Annotated in this window: 14 protein-coding genes and 1 pseudogene; 2 read left to right on the top strand and 13 right to left on the bottom strand. The window is 31.9% G+C overall.

Annotated elements, in window-relative coordinates:
* The coding region (locus RMO70_RS06285) for a hypothetical protein (RefSeq protein WP_310555575.1) at nt 1-4063 on the bottom strand (4063 nt) is incomplete at its 3' end.
* Nucleotides 4064-4349: 286 nt separating this feature from the next.
* Between RMO70_RS06285 and RMO70_RS06280 the strand changes: the two genes are divergently transcribed.
* A complete protein-coding gene (locus tag RMO70_RS06280; protein WP_310555574.1) occupies nt 4350-6206 on the top strand; it encodes a DUF1800 family protein in 1857 nt (618 codons plus the stop codon).
* 17 nt (nt 6207-6223) lie between these two features.
* Nucleotides 6224-7834, top strand: a complete 1611-nt coding sequence (locus tag RMO70_RS06275; RefSeq protein ID WP_310555573.1) for a DUF1501 domain-containing protein — start codon at nt 6224-6226, stop codon at nt 7832-7834.
* A 3-nt stretch (nt 7835-7837) separates the two neighbouring features.
* Here the strand turns inward: RMO70_RS06275 and RMO70_RS06270 are convergent, their stop codons facing one another.
* From RMO70_RS06270 to RMO70_RS06215, 12 genes and pseudogenes are all read right to left on the bottom strand, one after another.
* Nucleotides 7838-8230, bottom strand: a complete 393-nt coding sequence (locus RMO70_RS06270) for a hypothetical protein (RefSeq protein ID WP_310555572.1) — start codon at nt 8228-8230, stop codon at nt 7838-7840.
* A gap of 134 nt (nt 8231-8364) precedes the next feature.
* A complete protein-coding gene (locus RMO70_RS06265) occupies nt 8365-9348 on the bottom strand; it encodes a hypothetical protein (protein ID WP_310555571.1) in 984 nt (327 codons plus the stop codon).
* 104 nt (nt 9349-9452) lie between these two features.
* The gene (locus RMO70_RS06260; protein WP_310555570.1) at nt 9453-10013 is read right to left on the bottom strand and encodes a helix-turn-helix domain-containing protein; all 561 of its coding nucleotides are present in this window, start codon (nt 10011-10013) and stop codon (nt 9453-9455) included.
* Nucleotides 10014-10800: 787 nt separating this feature from the next.
* Nucleotides 10801-11247 carry a DUF6265 family protein gene (locus RMO70_RS06255; RefSeq protein ID WP_310555569.1) on the bottom strand — a complete coding sequence of 149 codons (447 nt, stop codon included), beginning with the start codon at nt 11245-11247 and terminating at the stop codon, nt 10801-10803.
* Nucleotides 11248-11327: 80 nt separating this feature from the next.
* Nucleotides 11328-12143: a helix-turn-helix transcriptional regulator gene (locus RMO70_RS06250; RefSeq protein ID WP_310555568.1), complete on the bottom strand. Its 816-nt coding sequence runs from the start codon at nt 12141-12143 to the stop codon at nt 11328-11330.
* Between the two features lie 82 nt (nt 12144-12225).
* The gene (secA, locus tag RMO70_RS06245) at nt 12226-15576 is read right to left on the bottom strand and encodes a preprotein translocase subunit SecA (protein ID WP_310555567.1); all 3351 of its coding nucleotides are present in this window, start codon (nt 15574-15576) and stop codon (nt 12226-12228) included.
* 152 nt (nt 15577-15728) lie between these two features.
* Complete coding sequence (locus tag RMO70_RS06240) at nt 15729-15950, bottom strand: DUF2795 domain-containing protein (protein WP_011962743.1); 222 nt, start codon at nt 15948-15950, stop codon at nt 15729-15731.
* A 180-nt stretch (nt 15951-16130) separates the two neighbouring features.
* Nucleotides 16131-16700 carry a cob(I)yrinic acid a,c-diamide adenosyltransferase gene (locus RMO70_RS06235; RefSeq protein ID WP_310555566.1) on the bottom strand — a complete coding sequence of 190 codons (570 nt, stop codon included), beginning with the start codon at nt 16698-16700 and terminating at the stop codon, nt 16131-16133.
* A 54-nt stretch (nt 16701-16754) separates the two neighbouring features.
* A complete protein-coding gene (locus RMO70_RS06230) occupies nt 16755-17651 on the bottom strand; it encodes a hypothetical protein (RefSeq protein ID WP_310555565.1) in 897 nt (298 codons plus the stop codon).
* Nucleotides 17652-17808: 157 nt separating this feature from the next.
* Nucleotides 17809-18495, bottom strand: a complete 687-nt coding sequence (locus RMO70_RS06225) for an ABC transporter ATP-binding protein (protein ID WP_310555564.1) — start codon at nt 18493-18495, stop codon at nt 17809-17811.
* Between the two features lie 193 nt (nt 18496-18688).
* Nucleotides 18689-19480, bottom strand: coding sequence for a class I SAM-dependent methyltransferase (locus tag RMO70_RS06220; protein ID WP_310555563.1), 792 nt, complete (start codon nt 19478-19480; stop codon nt 18689-18691).
* Nucleotides 19481-19485: 5 nt separating this feature from the next.
* A pseudogene (locus tag RMO70_RS06215) lies at nt 19486-19887 on the bottom strand (DNA-binding protein); the annotation flags it as partial.

The raw sequence follows: 19887 nt of genomic DNA, 5'->3' as shown, positions 1-19887 counted from the left end.
CCGAAATAGTATAAATATTTAAAGAAGCATTATCATCATTTAATGTGCTATAAACAGATAATGTTCCTGTATTTTCAGTTAATGGATTTGGAGACAAAACGAGTTTGTTACTATTGAATTTTGCATCATTAATTGAAAGTGGGCTTCTGTTTACTTGGATAGTTTGGTTAAAGACTTCGGTATTAAAAATATCAGTAGCTTTTAATCTATAATAAACAATATCATCAGTCGTGTTATCAATGTAATTATAGTTTTTAATATCATAACTAATTCCAAGTCCGTTTTGTTGATTTATCTCAGTAAAAGTAATATTATCAGTACTTCTTTCTAAAATAAACTTATTAGAGTTGTATTCAATCAAAGATTTCCAATTTAATTTTATTGGTCCTGTTTGTTGGAATTCTGCGAAGTAATCAGTAATAATTGTCTTTTTTAAGGCAATATCTTCTACTACATCATACCTAGATATTGCAGTAAGCGAGGCAATAGTTGCTGTTAATTTTGATTGTCCAGGAATATTTGTTTTTATAGTTTCTGAATCGGTTCTAGAAATTATCAAATCTTTTTCTATGGTGTAGGTTACTCCAACCAAATCATTGATTTCTCGTTCCACATTATCACTATACATACCAAGTAATTTGAATCTGTGTTGATTTTTTTCAGAAACTTCAATAACATTTTCAGCAAACTTAATAGATTGCAATGTTACATTAGTTGGAATTTCAATTGTTTTATCAAGTTCATGAATGGCAGTCATTTTACCTTCTTTAAAACCGTAAGCGGTAATTTTTATATTTCCAAAAATATTTGCTGGAACTTGGAATGAAAAGTTATTTTTAAATTCTAAATTCACTTCTCTTTCATAATAAAAAGTATTGTCTTCATCCTTATTACTGGTGATTTCAATCATTATTTTATCAACATTTTCTTGATATACATCAAAAGTTGTATTAACACCTGATTTTAATTCTGGAATAAATGAGTTGGGGTGAATTAAAACTTTACTATTATTTACAGTATTATTAGCTTGTCTTAAAGTTTGTCCTTGAAAACCTGCTAAAAAGGTATAATTTAATCCCAGAGGAGCTGTAATACCCTCTTTAGTAAAGTTTGTATTACTATTTTGGAGATTAAACTTTTGTTTTAACTTTAAGAATATTGAACCTTGAATTTCTGCATTTGTAGTTACACCTGAACTATTTAAAAAACTTCCAGTATCAACATGGCAGACATTTTGACCATCGAATGTACTAACAAATTGATCTGCTAAATTAGCTCTCATACTTGCCCTTGGTACAATGGCATCACTTGGGCCATTATAGATATAACTCATAAACGCATCTGCACCCTGTGGTAGAGTATTTAAAGCAAAGTTGGTAGCAGAAAGTAATAGTTTTATCCAAAATATTTTTTTGGGCAATGCAAAAATAGCTCCTGATAGAGCCAAACTCCCATTGCAAAGTATAGGTTCAAGTTGACAAAGCGAAAAATTTGTAGCAACTGCATGAAAAGGGATGCCTTGCATTTTATTTCTGTAAGCTGGACTGTTTAGTTTTGGTACAAACCAGGTAGAAGCATCTAATGCCCCTGATATATAATCATTTTCAACTGTTAAATTTTTAGCGCCATAATGGTTTTCGCGATCAGCTTTCGGAGCAGCAACGCTAAATAGATCTCCAATTCGCAAAGGTTCTGTTGGCCCATAATTAATTTCATTTGAAATTGATAAGTTAGATAATGGTTGTGGTAGTATTGAAGCTAACAATATTGTTTTTTGTAAACCTGATAGTAAAATTCGTTTATCTAAAATTCCGTTAGCTGTTTGAGAACCAAAATGAGGCGTGTTTAATGTTACTAGAGCATTAATGTCTTTTTTATAAGTTATATCGGGTTTAATTTCTTCAATATAAGCACGTGTATACAATCCTCCTCTGCTATGTACTATTACATTTACTTTTCCTGCAGAAACTTTTCCATCAATTGCTTTTTTAATGAGCCCTTTAATATATGTAGGAATGATGTGTGCATCTCTATAAAAATGATTTTCAGCTATTTTAGCATCCAATCTCCATGCTTTTCCTGTTTCATATTCAGTATAGCCACGTGATCTAAAATAATCTTCAAATTGTTGTAATGATGCTGTATTTGACCAAACACCATGACCAAATAAAACTGGTGGCAAACACAATCTTATAGGATGTCTAAAAATAGGGACATCAGTTTGTTGAGGGGTTCTTTTAAATACAAATATATCATAATTTGTATAATGTTTATTTTGGACAAAATCAGTTCCTTCAATATACTTTGGGTGCTCATAGATAAAGTCAACATATTTTAAATCCTGAACTTGAGGTTGTCCCTCATAATCAGCTATAGGCTTTAAAGTTAGTTTTCCATATCTGTCTATATATTCTGGGCTATTTGGATCTCCTGGCAAGGGATCTGAAGTTTCTTTTCTTAATTCTATTTTATAAATTGGATTTTGTGCATAATATCCACCTGGATCATCAGTTTTCAATCTTAATACTGAGGACTTTGTGCCATCTACTGCAAATGAAGGTATTTCTTTCTCAATTCCCCAACTGTATTGAATTGAAATATGAGTTGAAAGTAAATTAGCCATTTTCTCATAGTTTTCTTTGCCGTTGATTTTTTCTTTAAAAGGTTGCTCTTTATCATCAACATGATATACATACACATCTCCAATTGGTAAATTCAACCTCATGATACCAGCTGGTGTTGCAATCCAAGAAAATTCTTCGGTAGATTCACTTTCAATACAGCCAGATGTAATATTATTAGAAAGCATTGTTGGGTCATGAACTGCTCTCAATAAAGGGGAATCATAAGCATCTTTAGTAAATAATGTATATGCATAAGGACTATGAACTTCACCAGAACCATTATATACAATAATTCCTTTATTTGTCCCCATAAAAACTCTACCTGCTGTATCTCCCCAAATAGCTCCTTTGTTAAAAATTGTTCCTGGAGGTACGATGCTTGGGTCTGTTACATTATACCATAATCCTTCCCCTCCGTTTATATCAGTTGACGTTGGCACCCATACAGAAAAGCCATTACCAGCACTAGGAGTAGTAACCCACACGCCTTTATTTTTATTTGAATAAACCGCATGAAATATACCTCCTGAAGTTGGGAAGTATGCATCTTGAGTTGTATATTCTTTTACAAATTGAGGAGGTGTCGTATTGGTGTATTTTAATAATCTAGGTTTGTTATAGGTAATAGGTGTGCTATTATAAATGGGAAAAGTTTCAGAACTATTATAAGGAAAAACACTCATATAGATAAAACCTCTATCAACAGAAATTGCATTAACATTTCGATTGTCAGGAGAAACATTTATAGGTGGATTATAGGTATAGGCCGGGTAAGGGAATTTTTCTAACATAATTCCTCCAGAAGCTCTTGTTTGCCAATCTCTCCAAGTGCTGTAATGAGTAAACGGACCATCTGCATCAGCCATTCTAGAACAGATAGAGCCTGGTGTTACAATATAATCTGGAGCACTAGTAACATCGTGGTATCTGTGGGCAGACCATACTTTATTATTGGGGTCAACTACTATTTGTTGTACCCTTCTTGTAGGTATTCCGTCACCTTGAGAATATGAACTAAACCCTCTTGCATTTATTCCAGGTCCAAAGTGCTGAACAGCGAGAGTAGTTACATTTATTTTTTCAATACCTCCTTGCCCTCCAGTTGTATTAATTCCCTCGTGAGCAACCCAAATATTGCCAGATTTGTCTCTTGCCATAGAAGTCATTCTAGTGGTTCCTATAACAGGGGCTGTTCCTAATGATAGTACACTAAAAGTCGGATTCTGTAAAGTTTGGTCTAAAAAGAAAATCCCCTGACTTGTAGTTCCAGCCCAAACGTTATTGTTTGTATCTGATGTGATTGAAGTAAAAGCCTGTCCAGTTTGAAATGTTTTGAATCTTGGCTCAGGAGTTGGTGTGGTCTGACTTTGCGCTGTAAAATGACAACAACAAAGTAACAAAGCATATAAAATATGCTTTCTAATAGTAATTAGTTTCATAGTTTTGATTTTTTTAGTTCTAACAAAAATAGGTGATACAATAAATTAATTTCAAGTAAAGATGTTAACATTGTGTTAATAATTTACTGGTTTTCAATTATTTAATAAAATTAGATTTCAACTTATTCAATAAATTTTGTGGATTAACAGAAAATCAGATGTTTTTACAAACATTTGATTATAAATAGTTTAACAATAGTTAATTTTTTAACTATTTTAAAAAATATCAAAAGAGCTCATACTTTTTTTATAAATTAGTCGTTTAGTTACTTTATGAAAAATCATTATGGGAAATACTACTTTAACTCGGAGACAATTATTTCATAAATTAATTGTAAAATTTTCTAAGAATGCTCAAGAAATAGATCCCTTATTTCTCAAATACTCTAGAAAGGTTTTTAATGGAAGGAAATCCTCTTCTTTAACCTATAAGAATCGAAGAGCAATAAATCAACGAACTGTATCAGAACCGAAACCTGAACGGGTAAATCCTGTAACATCTGGATTGACACCCTACACAGGCACTTGGTCAACTACAGAAGCTTTGCATTTGTTACGAAGAATAGGTTTTGGATTTAAAAAAGCAGACGTGGATTTACTCACAAGTTTGTCTTTTAATGATGCGATAAATACTGTTTTAGCAGTAAATAACACACCATCAGCACCTCCAGTAAACTATTATAATAATCTTGAACCAGATGAAAACGGACTGCCATACGGAGCGGATTGGACAAATAATTCCTTTCCAAGTTATGATCTCGGTAATGATACGAATGGTTATCGAACAGAGAGTTTACGCTATTGGAGCCTTGGTTTAAAGTTAAATCACGACATCACTATCAAAGAAAAAATGACACTTTTTTGGTATCATTTTATTCCAATTGATTTTGGAATTGTTCAGCAATCTGAAAATCAATATGTAAATACAAACTCAGCAAGAATTTGTTATAAATATGTAAAATTGTTTAGAGATAATGTTGTTACGAGTAATTTCAAAACATTAATTAGAGCAATGGCAACGCAGCCTGCAATGATGTTTTATTTAAACAATCAGGCCAATTCTAAAAACGCACCTGACGAGAATTTTGCAAGAGAAATTATGGAACTTTTTACATTAGGTAAAGACGTTACAAACGTATATTCTCAAGCTGATGTAGTCCAAGCGTCAAAGTTGCTTACTGGTTGGAGGGTACAAAATTTGAATACAGATACTGAATCTACAAACTTTATTTTAAACCGTCACGATACTACTAATAAGCAATTCTCTGCTTTTTTTGATAATACAATGATTCCTAGTTCTGGCGAAATTGAAATCGATTTATTTATCGATATGATTTTTTCTAAATCAAAAATCGTATCCGAATATATATGCAGAAGACTCTATCGTTTCTTTGTGTATTATGATATTGATGCTAATATTGAAACCAATGTTATTGTACCATTGGCGCAAGTATTTGTTGATAGTAATTGGGATATCGCACCAGTTTTAGATAAATTATTTAGGAGCGAACATTTCTTTGATATGGCCAATAGAGGCGTTTATATTAAGAGCCCATTTGATGTGATTTTAGGGTTCATGAGAAGTTTTAATATGAATTATAATGTTTCAGATTCCTCTAATCACCAAGCACAATATGAAATGTGGGGTCTTATTAATTATGCCGTTAGTGAAATGGAGCAAAGTGTTGGAAAAGTTCCTACTGTTTCTGGTTGGCAAGCCTTTTACCAAAAACCCTCTTTTCACGAATATTGGATTAATTCAAACTCTATTCAGCGTCGTTTTGCTTGGATTGGTTATTTCTTTTATGGATTTGATGTTACTAGTAATGGTTTGACTACAAGATTGGAAGTAAATCCAATAGATTTTGTAAAACAATTTCCCAATGCTATCTGTAGTAATCCTGATTTATTAGTTAGCGAATGTATAAAATATTTATTGCCAATAGATTTAAGTCTAGATCAAAAAAATATTTTAAAATTCCGATCTTTATTATCTACTGGACAACCAAATTATTACTGGCAAGAAGCTTGGACTAATTATATTGGGAATACTAATAATGTCGATTTTGAAGCTATTGTTAAACCCAGATTAAGAAATTTGCTTGTGACAATTGTTGAATTTGCAGAATATCAGTTAATGTAACTTTAATTAGTATAAAAATGGAAAGAAGAAAATTTTTAAAGTCAACAGCATTAGCCACTTCAGTACCTATTCTGTTCAATCATATACCCGTTTTAGCTTCCTCTGAATTGGAAAGCAATAATTTACAAATAATGGCTTCGGCAGCCGCAAGGTGTGGAAAAATTTTAGTTATCATTCAAATGAATGGAGGTAATGATGGTTTAAATACCGTTTTTCCTCGTGATAAATGGAGTCAACTTTCCCAAGCTAGATCTAATATGTTAATGAACGAAACTGCGGTTCTTACTTTAGAAGGAAACTTGACGACAGGATTACATCCAGCGATGCCTGAAATGAAAAATTTGTACGACGAAGGCAAGATGATGATTGTTCAAGGAGTTTCATATCCGAATCCTAGTTACAGCCATTTTAGAGCTACAGACATTTGGTTTACAGCTTCAGATAGTGATGTATCTTTGCAAACGGGTTGGTTAGGTCGTGCATTAAATGAAGTGTATCCAGGTTTCCCTATTTTGTTTCCAAATGCGGATATGCCAGATCCATTAGCAATTCAGATAGGCTCTACATTACCATTTTCTTTGCAAGGACCAAATATTAATATGGCATATAGTGTTCCTGATCCAGAACAGTTATTAAATGTTATTAATGCAACTACTGATCCAGCACCAAATTCTGATTATGGTGCCGAATTAACTTTTTTGAGGTTAATGAAAGATCAAAGTAATACGTATCGATCAGCAATTCAAACGGCATATAATGTACCCAAACCTGAATCAGTAACTTATCCAGATAACTATTTAGGAGATCAATTAAAAATTGTAGCAAAATTAATTAATGGTGGTTTACAAACTCCAATTTATATTGTCAATCATCCCAATAGTCACGATACTCACGAAAATCAAGTATTAGATTCTGATAAGACTAACGGAAAACAAGCCCGAAATTTAGGAATTCTGTCTACTGCAATTGGTGCTTTTCAAGCAGATTTAAAACTAATAGGTAAGGAAGAAATTGTAACAGGAATGACTTTTAGCGAATTTGGAAGGCGGATAAAAAGTAATGATAGTAATGGAACCGATCATGGAACGTGTGCTCCAGTATTGTTTTTTGGAGCGGCATTAAAGACTGGAAAAAATACGGTAGCTGGAACAGCACACCCTGTGTCTGGAATGATTGGAAAATCAGTTGAATTACCTGACAATGCAACTGTTGAAAGCGAAATTCCGATGCAATTTGATTTTCGCCAAATATACGCATCCATTATGCAAGATTGGCTGTGTATGACTGAAGCGCAATCGACTGCAGTGCTTGGAGCACGATTTGAAAAAATCCCTATATTTGGACCAAAAATTCCAGATACTCCTGGAACAACTTTTTCAGATGAATTTATGACTATTTTTCCAAATCCTGTCATTGGAGGAACTATAAATATCAAATTCAGTGAAATTCTAAAAGGCACCATAAACATAGCTGTTTATACAATGCAGGGTTCTAAAGTTTTTGATAGTTTATTTACAATTGATGGAAATTCGTTGACATTTCAATCCAGCTATTTAGCAACTGGAACTTATATTTTAGAATTGTTTTATAACGGAACCAATTACATAAAAAAATTAGTTATCCTTTAAAATTTATTGAGTAGAATACCATTCTAGATACAAAGCATCTGCATTTTTAAAAGTAGGTGCTTGTTCTATTATTGTGGCTACTCTTTTCTTATTTAGTTTTAAAGTTACATCAGAAATAGTGGTAAATAATAAAGCTTTTAGGAAAGGATTATTCATATACGATGTCAGTATTGGAATAGCTTCATCCATAGTGTGATTGTGTATTTCTTCTTCGGTTTGATACTTAAAAGTTAGCGTAAATTTAAGTTCATCATCAATCACAATAGTTCGAACATAAATATTCATTAATTGAGTATTGCCAATAGTTTTTGCCAAAGTTAATTTAGCAAAAGTTCCATTACTAATGCTTTCTTTGAATTTATTGAAAAAGGTATCGAAGGTTTCTGTGTTAGGCATTTTTGTAAAATTGATGATATTTTTACAAAAGTAGTTATTGTTTTTAAAATAGGATTGATTCGTTTTTAATTAATCAAAAAAAAATCCCCAATTCTGAAATAAGTTGAGGATTGAAAATTTTATTTTTATTATGATTATTTCACTTTTAGTACTCCAAATTTTTTCATTTTGATATCAATAAAAAGAATATGATTCAGAAAAAGTTTGTTCCCAGTCATACCACCCATTCCCATTTTCATCATTTGGTCAATTTGTGAATTGCTAGCACCGTCAATGTATGTGACTTTATTTAGGGGCATTTCCAGTCCAGCAATTTCTATTTTTTCTTTTGTTATAAAAGTATTTGCAATTAAAAATTTATCCCAAGATTTTACTTTATATTGTGTTGATTCTGTATTGGGTTCTGCGAGTAAAGTACAGGTTTCTTTATTGGTTAGAAGTTCATAAGCACTAGAGCCTGTGTCAAAATAGAGCATTGTTTTCTTTCCTTTAATAACCGTGGGTAATAAAATGCTATTTTGAACAAACATAAAATCAGCTAATGTAATTTTTGAAATTAATTTTTCAGGTATCAAGTCCTGTATAAGAATTTTCTTTTCAGGATAATTAATTGTAAGGGTTTTGTTTTGAATAAAATCGACTCCAAATGTTCCTATTATTTCGATACTTTTTTTATCGTTCCAATTAATTTTTGGATTGCCAAGCTTTTTTAAAAAAATATCATTGGCAATTATTTTGTTTTTACCAATTGTAAAATGTAGGTTACTTAATTTTGTAAGAGAATCGTTTGTATGAATATTTTTAGGATATTTCGACTTAATAGCGTTTATTTTGGCATCATAAAACATCGAATAAGAAGAACCTAAATCAAATTGCATATAGAATTGTTTAGGGCAATCAGCTATTTTTACTGGAATAAGCAAAGCGGAATGTGGTTCTAGTTTTTCACCAACAGAATCGCTTAACCAAACAAAATTGATTTCATTTTTATCAGGTAAGATAAGTTGGTTAATTGGTTTTTTTTGAAAATTTTGAGCCATTGATTTATTAAAAGTGCCAGAAACGATAAATAGCACAATAATCAATAGAAATGCATAACTTTTAGATTGACTTTTCATAGTTGTTTTTTTTACAAATGTAATGTGCAACTTATTTTTCGCTATCGAATTCTACCTGACATTTACCTGACATTTACAAGATAATCTATGATAAGTCCTTATTTTTAGAATATTTTTTTTGTTTTTAAATGTCTTAAATTAAACATAATAATAAGTGCATTTATTAAATACATTGCAAAAAATACTAACATATAATTTAAAGGATATTTTTTATTCAAATAAATTGCCTGAAAAAAATTATATCCAAGTGCTAATAGGAAAACAAAGAGCGTTCCAACAATCCAGTAAATTTGATTTAAAACTATTTTTCTAGCGTACAATAAAATTATAGGATGTTGTTCTTTTCTTCTTTTAGATAAATAATAAGGGACTAGAAAATGTATGTATGGAATTATTAAATACGAAAAGCAAGAAAGATAGAGTATTGTTAAAAAGTGCTTAGCCTCCTCATTTTTAAAATTAACATCTTCTAGAATAGTTATTTGTTCTTCAAATGGAATTTCTAAAGCAGTTGTAATCGATTTTAGTGTAAAAGTGCTAGGAGTTCCTTTTCCGCTTTCTATTCTTTGAATTGTTCTTACAGTAACTTTACTCATTTCGGACAATTCCTCTTGAGTGAGTCCTTTGAGTTTTCTTGCAGTTACAATTTTTTGATTTAGAAACATTAATTTTTAATTTTTTTTCAAATATAAAAAAATCCCCAACTGGTTACACAATTGGGGATTGAAATTTCTAATCTCTTTTAGGATTGTTTTTCTTTTCTCGTTTTTCTTCCTTTTTTTCTTTTGCAGTTTTCAAAGGTTCTTTTTTTAAAGTTTTCTTAGCATCTTGACTCTTTGCCATAATTATATATTTTAAGATTAATTATCACTTGTTATAATCAAATATAGTAATTATTTTCTTTTTAATCGGTGTTCAGTGAACTTCGTTTGAAATGTACAGCTGGATTAGTTTCTAAAAATTATTTTTTTAAATCAAATTTATATTCCATTCCAAAAATAAAAGTTCTGGGTGCAGAAAAGGTATAGTTTGCTTAGTCAGTTGTGTTGTTACCTTTAGCAACGTTGTAAGCATACAATTTATCGGTTAGATTCATAATGTTGGTATAAAATTCAATTCCTTTAATTGTATATCCAATTCGCGCATTAAACAAGTTCTTGGTCAAACAATCCGCCAATAATTAAATTTGACTTTAAAAAATCAAATTTTTCAGAATGCTCCCCTAAAACACCATAACTTTTAAAATCATTTGGGTTGTTTGGCTAAATGGCATTTTCCTTGACACGTGTTCTTTTTAATTTCCTTTTTTATAAAAAATGTTTTGGCAATTTCTTTTTGGCTTATTTTAAAAGAAGCATAAACCGCCAAACTGCTTAGGGAAGGCAATAGTAATAAAATTGAAATTGATATGGAATAGAAAATTTTCAATAGAACTTTTTTCTTAAAGATAAATCATTTTTGTTTCATAATTTTGTATGAGAAACCTTTATCATTTTCGCCTAAGACTTCAACATAAATGGTGGTTTCGTCTAGTTTTGTATATTGAATTTTTTTAGGAAAATCGTGTGTTACATTTTCAAAAGAGATTTTGTTAGTAATCTCTTTATTTAATACAAAATCAATTGGTTGTGCGTTGTTTTGATTCAATACTTTTGCAGTATATATTATTTTTCCATCCACTTTTTTGATTGACAAATATTCGGATACAATTTTTTGATTGGCTTTAATTTTATACGAACTACCTTCCAATTCTGTTTTGCTTATGGATTTCCAAGTTTCATAATTTTCTTTATTTTCCATTTTCCAAGTACCTTCCAAAAAGCGAAGTTCATCGATATTGCAGTTTGTAGAAAAAGCGAATAGGGTAAAAAGTGCGATTAGATTAAATATTGTTTTCATTTTTATTTGTATTTAATTGCATTATTGCAACACAAAATTGGACTAATTTAAATCTCTAAAATTGTAAAAATGCGACAAGCCTATTCCATACTTGAAAATAAAGAAGACATTTTAAGGTTATTGGAATAAAACTTTTTTGGACTGATACCTGTAAATTCTTTAAAGTCTTTGATAAAATGTGCTTGATCGTAGTAATTACTTTCATAGCCAATAGAAGTTAGATTCGTAAATTCTTTATTATTTAGCATTTTTAGCGTGGCTTGTATCCTGATTATTTTAGAAAGTTGCTTTGGACTAAGACCAATAACTGTTGAAAATTTTCGTTCCAATTGCCTTCTGTTTATTTTTAAACTATCAGATAAATCATCAATTGATAGTTGCCCGTTTAATTCCATAATGGTTTCTATGCTGGATTTTATAATGTTGTTTATGGATTGAGGAGTGATTAATTTTGACATTAAAAAAGCTTCAATTATTTTTATTTTATCTTCAACATTAGTTGTTTTTAACATTTCTATTTCTAAAATAACTCCTTCATTTCCGAATAATTCTGTAAGTGGAACCGCTTTATTTCTCATATCGGTAACTACCATTGTAGCAAATGATGTAAAACCATCTGGATGAAAACGAATGGCAAAAATTCCAGTTGTTCCAGTTGGGGCTATATCTAAAGCTTGGGTAATTTGTCCAAAAACAAAACATTTAGGTTGGATTATAAAACTTCCGTCTTCTGAATATTGTTTGTAAAAATCGCCATAATGAAATATCATTTCGATACAACCATCAGGTACAATTCGTTGTTTTTCGGGATTTGACTCCACAGGTGAATCCAATGTCCAATAACATTTAATGAATTCGGCTAATTTTGGAGTTGGTGTATATGTTTTGTAATCCATAATGTTAAATTTACCAAATATAAAAAAAATCCTTAGCTACTTTCGTAATTAAGGATTTATCTATTTTCAATATATAATCTAATTATTCACTAACCAAAACCCATTCACCTGAAATTAATAAGCTTTCTGCTTTTTTGAATTTCATAGTTTCTGATTTACCGCTAACGACATTTTTAATAGTTACATTGTCGTTACGATTTATTTTTGGTTGATCTCGAACGATGGTTTCTGTAACCTGACGTTGTTGCGTTTGTCCTGCTTCGTGGTTTCTAGCCGCTTGTTCGTCACTGTTTAAAACTTCGTCTTTGCTTTCGATATAGTTTTCTTTTTGACGAACTTCTTTTGCTTCTTGAATGTTGTTGTTTTGGTTAGGCAAATCACCTTTGAACAAAAATGAAATCACTTCTTTATTAATACCGTCCAACATATTTTTAAACAATTTGAAAGCTTCAAATTTGTAAATAAGTAAAGGATCTTTTTGTTCGTGTACCGCTAATTGAACTGATTGTTTCATCTCGTCCATTTTGCGTAAATGTTTTTTCCAAGCTTCATCAACAATAGCAAGTGTAATGTTTTTTTCAAAATCAGCCACCAATTGATTTCCTTTGGTGTCATAAGCTTTTTTCAAATCGGTTACGACATTCAACGATTTTTGACCATCCGTAAATGGAACAACAATACGTTCAAAACTGTTATTTGGATTTTCATAAACTCCTTTAATAATTGGGAACGCTTCTTTAGCATCACGAATATTTTTTTCAGCATAGTATTCTGATGCTGCTTTGTATGCTTTTCCTGTCAATTCAATATTTGACATTTTTGCAAATTCTGATTGCAAAACAGGTGATTCAATTGATAAATTTTTTATTAAATCAAATTCAAAACCTTTGGCATCTCCTGATAATTTGTTTTTTTCGACAATCACTTCACAAGTGTCATACATCATATTGGCAATGTCGAGCTTCAAACGTTCTCCGTGCAGTGCGTGACGACGGCGTTTGTATACGACTTCACGTTGCGAATTCATTACGTCATCGTATTCTAACAAACGTTTACGAGTTCCAAAATTGTTTTCCTCAACTTTCTTTTGCGCTCTTTCGATAGATTTTGTCATCATCGAGTGTTGGATAACTTCGCCTTCTTTCAATCCCATTCTATCCATAATTTTGGCTACTCTATCCGAACCAAAAAGACGCATCAAGTTGTCTTCTAGTGATACATAAAACTGTGAACTTCCCGGGTCACCTTGACGGCCAGCACGACCACGCAACTGTCTGTCAACTCGACGAGAATCGTGACGTTCGGTACCAATAATTGCTAATCCTCCAGCAGCTTTTACTTCAGGAGTCAGCTTAATATCGGTTCCACGACCTGCCATATTGGTAGCAATAGTTACTACACCAGCTTTTCCAGCTTCTTCTACAATTTGTGCTTCTTGTTTGTGCATTTTGGCATTCAAAACATTGTGTGGAATGTTTCTCATTTTCAGCATTCGGCTCAATAATTCGGATATTTCAACTGATGTTGTACCAATAAGAACAGGTCTTCCTGATTGTGACAATTCAACAACATCTTCAATAACTGCATTGAATTTTTCACGAACTGAACGGTAAATTAAATCTTCTTTGTCAATACGTGACATTTCACGATTGGTTGGAATTTCTACCACATCTAGTTTGTATATTTCCCAAAGTTCCCCAGCTTCTGTAACTGCGGTTCCAGTCATACCAGCGAGTTTGCTGTACATTCTGAAATAATTTTGCAACGTTACTGTAGCATAGGTTTGGGTAGCATCTTCAATTTTTACATTTTCTTTTGCTTCAATGGCTTGGTGCAATCCGTCAGAATAACGACGACCATCCATAATACGCCCCGTTTGTTCATCAACAATCATTACTTTATTTTCCATAATCACATATTCAGTATCTTTTTCGAATAGTGTATAGGCTTTTAAAAGTTGTGTTAGTGTATGAATACGTTCGCTTTTGATACTAAAATCTTGGAATAGTTTTTCTTTCTGTTCTCCTTGTTCTTCAACAGAAAGGTTTAATTTTTCGATGCGAGCAATTTCAGTTCCAATATCTGGTAATATGAAAAAAGTAGGCTCCGTATCTTTAGACATTACTTCGATTCCACTGTCTGTCAACTCCACCTGATTGTTTTTTTCTTCAATAACAAAATACAATGCCTCATCTACTTTTGGCATTTCTCTGTTATTGTCAGACATGTATTGATTTTCTGTTTTTTGCAACAGTGATTTTATGCCTTCTTCGGATAAAAATTTAATTAAAGCTTTGTTTTTTGGTAATGCTCGGTGCGCTCTCAATAATTGAAAACCACCGTCTTTAGTATTTCCTTCTTTGATTAATCGTTTGGCTTCCGTAAGGAATCCATTTGCCAATTGACGTTGAATGTTTACTAAATTATCAATTTTTGGTTTTAATTCTGTAAATTCGTGACGATCGCCATCGGTTACTTGACCTGAAATGATTAATGGTGTTCTAGCATCATCAATTAAAACCGAATCGACTTCATCGACAATAGCGAAGTTGTGTTTCCTCTGAACCAAATCGTCTGGCGAATGTGCCATATTATCACGAAGGTAGTCAAACCCAAATTCGTTATTTGTTCCGTAAGTAATATCCGCTTCATACGCTTTTCGACGAGCATCTGAGTTAGGTTGGTGCAAATCAATACAGTCTACCAAAAGTCCGTGAAACTCAAACAAAGGTGCTTTCCAAGCACTATCTCTTTTAGCCAAATAATCATTTACAGTAACCAAATGCACTCCGTTTCCAGTTAAAGCATTCAAGTAGAGTGGAAGTGTAGCAACTAAAGTTTTTCCTTCACCTGTTTGCATTTCTGAAATTTTACCTTGATGCAATACCACTCCACCTATTAACTGAACGTCATAGTGAATCATATCCCAAGTAATTTCTTTTCCAGCAGCACTCCAAGAATTTGCCCAAACGGCAGTGTCACCAACTATGTTGATATAGGATTTTGTTGCTGAAAGTTCTCTGTCTTTTGCTGTTGCTGTAACCGTAATTTGCGTATTTTCTTTGAAACGTTTGGCAGTTTCTTTAATTACCGCAAAGGCTTCTGGAAGAATTTCGTTTAATGTTGTTTCAGAAATATCGTAGGCTTCTTTTTCAAGAACATCAATTTGAGCATATACATCTTCACGTTCATCAATATCTTGTATTGCTTCAACTTCTAGTTTTAAACTTTCAATTTTCGCGTCTTTTCCGGAACGAGCTTCTTTAATTGTATTTTTAAAATGTGCTGTTTTGGCTCTTAATTCATCGTGAGATAAAGAAGCCAAACTGCTTTCGAAAGTCTTAATTTTAGCGATAAGAGGTTGTATGGCTTTGACATCTTTTTGAGATTTATCGCCTACAAATACTTTTAATATGTTGTTTATGAAACTCATTTTTTAATTGCGAATTATAAATCACGAATTACGAATTTATAGTTTTAAATTCAGTAATTGTAATTATTGTTTTTAAATAGTATGTGTTTTTTGAGATTGAAAATTTAACCAAAAAAAAGTCTCGTGTAGAGACTTTTTAGTAGGTTTTATTGCTAATATTCATCCTCGTTCCAAAGATAATCTTCGTCAGTAGGATAATCAGGCCAAATTTCTTCCATCGATTCGTAAGTTTCATCTTCGTCTTCTATAGATTGTAGGTTTTCTACCACTTCTAATGGAGCTCCTGTACGAATGGCGTAGTCGATTAATTCGTCTTTGGTTGCTGGCCAAGGGGCATCACTTAAATACGATGCTAATTCTAATGTCCAATACATCTTGTTGAATTTTAATTTAATGCAAAAATAATTTTTCTACTGAAAAAATCAAGTTTTTTTTGATTTATTTTCAAATAAAGTTAAGAACGTGTTTGATTACTGACTCTTGATTAACGATTTTTGATTTTTGATTTGTTTTTAAACTGAAATCAAAATTCAAAATTCAGCAATCTAAAACACCTACTTTCTGGGTATCCATTTCACTTCATCAGCGTTTAAATCGTGGGACAACTTTCGTGCCAAGACGAAAAGGTAGTCAGAAAGTCGGTTTAAATATTTAACAGCCATTTCATCAATGGGTTCATTATGGCTTAAATGTACGGCTAGTCGTTCTGCACGACGACAAACGCATCTTGCAACGTGACAATATGACACGGTTGTGTGTCCGCCTGGCAAAACGAAATGTGTCATTTGTGGAAGAGAATCTTCCATTGTGTCAATTTCTTTTTCTAGTAATTCGATATCCGATTCGATGATTCCGAGTTTTTGAAGACGAAGTTCGCCGTTTTTCATCACTTCCTTTTCAGGTGGTGTGGCAAGAATAGCTCCTACAGTGAATAGTCTGTCTTGGATTTCAATCAAAATATCCTTGTATTGTTGATTTATTTCTTGATCACGAATTAGGCCAATGTGTGAGTTCAATTCGTCAACAGTTCCATAACTTTCTATTCGAATATGGTCTTTAGGAACTCTGGTTCCCCCAAAAAGTGCTGTGGTACCTTTATCGCCAGTTTTTGTATATACTTTCATTATTAACTTAGAATTTAAGATTTTTTGATTTAGGATTTAATCTAATATACAAATTTAGTTTATTGTTTCAGGATTTTTAATTTTTAATTCTGGATTTTTAATTAATTCTAAAATTGAGTTTACAAATTTGTCCATAGAGCCTTTGGCTAAATTAAAATACAAATCTGGTTCAAGACATTCGATTTCCATTAAATGTAATTCATTTTCGATAATTATTCCGTCCACTCTTGCATAAAGTAAATCTTCAGAAAACGTATTGACAATTTCTTGTGCCTTTCGAATCAAAATTTCAGACGGTGTAACCAATTGGTATTTTCCGCCAAATTGCACTTGAATTCTAAATTCGCCATCCACTGGTTTTTTGTTTACGGCGTGTGAGAATTTTTTGTTAAAAAAAACAAATGATGTTTCGCCAAGAGTTTGAATTTCAGGTATAAATTCTTGTAAAAGCAACTCTTTTTTGGAAGCAATGGATTGGTATTCTTGGTTTATTTTGTCAGTTTCTTGAACTTCAAAAACAGAAGTTTGATAGGAACCAGCTGAATAGGCTGGTTTTATTACTGCTTTTTTCCAATGTTTTGGAATTATTTTTAAAATGTCTAAATCGTCTGTTTTTTCGATAAAAACTGTTGGAAGAATTGTAAAACCTCCTTTTTGAAGTTCTCTCAAATAAAACTTGTGTTTGTTTTGATTGATAATTGCTATCGAATTCAGGGTTTTTATATCCAGTTTTTCTATTTTTTGAAGCCAAACATCAAATTCTTCCTGTTTTTCGTAATAATCCCATGTGTTTCTGAAAATTAACACGTCGAAATCTTGCCAATTGATGGTTTTATCGTCCCAAATTACTGCTTTTGCAACGATATTGTGTTTGGCTAATGCTGGAATTAATAATTGATCGGTTTCAAGAAGATTGGGTAATTTTTCGCAGGTTAAAAGTGCAATATTCATTTTGGTTGTAAGATTTATTGGTTTCAAAAATACTTAAAACTATGCACTTTAGTGCGTTTCCCTTTTAGGTTCTAAAAATTTAAACACGAATTTTCTTCGCCAGTCACACGGACACGAGCGGGGGCGAACTAACTAAGTAAATAGCTTCTAAAAAAAATTATTTTATTGTGTCGCTTTCTATCAATCCGTCTCGTAAACGTATGATTCTGTGTGCGTAAGCAGCAATATCTTCTTCGTGAGTTACTAGAATTACAGTGTTCCCGTTGGCGTGTATGTCGCCAAAAAGTTTCATAATTTCTTCGGATGTTTTGCTATCGAGATTTCCAGTAGGTTCATCAGCAAGAATTATGGATGGTTTATTTACTAATGCTCTAGCAATAGCTACCCTTTGTCGTTGACCACCAGAGAGTTGATTGGGCTGATGATCCATCCTGTCATCGAGGTTTACTTGCGTTAAAACCTCTGTGGCTCTAGCTTTTCTTTCTGATTTTGAATAGCCAGCATAAATCATAGGCAAAGCCACATTATCTAAAGCGGTTGTGCGTGGCAATAGGTTGAAAGTTTGAAAAACGAAACCGATTTCTTTGTTTCTGATTTCAGCGAGTTCGTCATCAACCATTTGGGAAACGTCTTTGTTATTTAAAATATAGGTTCCTGATGTTGGCGTGTCTAGGCATCCCAAAAGATTCATTAAGGTTGATTTTCCTGAACCTGAAGGTCCCATTAAAGCTACGTATTCGCCTTTGTTGATTTCTAAATCGATACCTTTAAGTACATTTATGATTTCAGTTCCGAGAACAAAATCGCGTTTGATATTTGTTATTTTGATTAAAGGTTGACTCATATTGATTTAAGAATGAAGATTAACGATTTTTGATTTCAGATTTTAAAGTACAAAATGAAATTTGAAATATAAGTATCGTTTTTTGATAAAATGTTACAGTTTTAAGTTCAAAATTACATAAAAATTCACAAAGTTAACACAAAGCTTTTTTGTAAAACTTCTTTGTTTCTTTGTGCATCTTTGTTTAATAGTATTAAACCCGAATTATAAAATGTTCCTTTTCTTGCTCGATTCTAAAAAACACAATTCCCCATTGAAAAGTATCAATAGTAACTCTAATTTTTGGATGGTTTTTGATAATTTCCAAAGCTTCTTCCATATCTTGTGACCAATGAATATCATCGAAAATCCAAACAGAATCGTTAGCAATTGTTGGTAATAAAAGTTCGAAATAATCTAAAGTCGCTTTTTTTGAATGATTACCGTCAAAATAAATAAGGTTGTAGGTTTTTGGTTGAAGTTTTTTAAAGAATGCAGAAAATTCGGTATTTATAAATTCTACATTATTGAAATTGCCTCTCGACTCCGCTCGAGATGACAGTTTTTGAAATTGCAATTGACATTGATTCATAGTATTCGGACAACCTTCTAATGTCGATATTTTTGCTTTCGAATTTCCTACTGATAATGCAGCGGTTGCCAGTCCTAATGAAGTTCCTATTTCTAAAATACTATTTGGTTGAAAATAGCGAACGATTCTAAACAATAATTCAGCTCTTTTTTCAGAAATTCCTGCTGTTTTAACAATTTTAGCAATTTGTCTTGTATTGTTTTTAAAAACTCTTGAACCAGCACCAAAATCGGTTACTTCAATTGTATTTTTATTTTCAAGAAGTGATTTTCTATATTCTTTTAAAATGGAATATTCAGGGTATTTCTTTTTGTCATAAAAACATTTGGTAATCAAATCAAACACAAAAGGAGAATGCACTCCGTGTTCGTTTTTGGAGCTCCAAAGGAATTTTAAATACGATTTTGCAATCATAATTCTTAGCTGTATTTTTCCATTAATGACTTTACGACTTCCTCCGTTTTTGCAAAACGCTCTTTCCGTTCCAATTTTCTGGGTTGAGCAACACGTTCCTGACAGTCAATAATAGCGCAGGATTCGCAAGTAACACCAACTTTTCTCTTTTTTATATTAGAATCGTTCAAAAAAGCAATTTTGCTTTGTGCGTGTGGCGAAATCAAAATTCCTAACGCAATACTTCTAAAATAGCCATATCTAAAAGGATCTTTTGTTGCAGATGATAAAACAAAATATTCATTTTCAGTATGATCATAGGACGAAATTTGTGCCTCAAACAAATGATTTTCATCAGAAATCGTTATTTCTTTCAAGGTTTTTATAGAAACCCATCTTCTGCAATAATGTTCGTTATTTTCATTGGC

The sequence above is a fragment of the Flavobacterium sp. genome, assembly GCF_031422135.1.
Taxonomy (GTDB): domain Bacteria; phylum Bacteroidota; class Bacteroidia; order Flavobacteriales; family Flavobacteriaceae; genus Flavobacterium.
Note: the sequence above shows the minus strand (reverse complement) of the source record. Positions and strands in the feature narration are given on the sequence as shown.

Coding starts and splice junctions, on each gene's coding strand:
- RMO70_RS06235 (WP_310555566.1), bottom strand. CDS start 16,700: ATGAAAGTATATACAAAAACTGGCGATAAAGGTACCACAGCACTTTTT.
- RMO70_RS06220 (WP_310555563.1), bottom strand. CDS start 19,480: ATGATTGCAAAATCGTATTTAAAATTCCTTTGGAGCTCCAAAAACGAA.
- RMO70_RS06240 (WP_011962743.1), bottom strand. CDS start 15,950: ATGTATTGGACATTAGAATTAGCATCGTATTTAAGTGATGCCCCTTGG.
- RMO70_RS06230 (WP_310555565.1), bottom strand. CDS start 17,651: ATGAATATTGCACTTTTAACCTGCGAAAAATTACCCAATCTTCTTGAA.
- RMO70_RS06260 (WP_310555570.1), bottom strand. CDS start 10,013: ATGTTTCTAAATCAAAAAATTGTAACTGCAAGAAAACTCAAAGGACTC.
- RMO70_RS06280 (WP_310555574.1), top strand. CDS start 4,350: ATGGGAAATACTACTTTAACTCGGAGACAATTATTTCATAAATTAATT.
- RMO70_RS06270 (WP_310555572.1), bottom strand. CDS start 8,230: ATGCCTAACACAGAAACCTTCGATACCTTTTTCAATAAATTCAAAGAA.
- RMO70_RS06255 (WP_310555569.1), bottom strand. CDS start 11,247: ATGAAAACAATATTTAATCTAATCGCACTTTTTACCCTATTCGCTTTT.
- secA (WP_310555567.1), bottom strand. CDS start 15,576: ATGAGTTTCATAAACAACATATTAAAAGTATTTGTAGGCGATAAATCT.
- RMO70_RS06275 (WP_310555573.1), top strand. CDS start 6,224: ATGGAAAGAAGAAAATTTTTAAAGTCAACAGCATTAGCCACTTCAGTA.
- RMO70_RS06250 (WP_310555568.1), bottom strand. CDS start 12,143: ATGGATTACAAAACATATACACCAACTCCAAAATTAGCCGAATTCATT.
- RMO70_RS06265 (WP_310555571.1), bottom strand. CDS start 9,348: ATGAAAAGTCAATCTAAAAGTTATGCATTTCTATTGATTATTGTGCTA.
- RMO70_RS06225 (WP_310555564.1), bottom strand. CDS start 18,495: ATGAGTCAACCTTTAATCAAAATAACAAATATCAAACGCGATTTTGTT.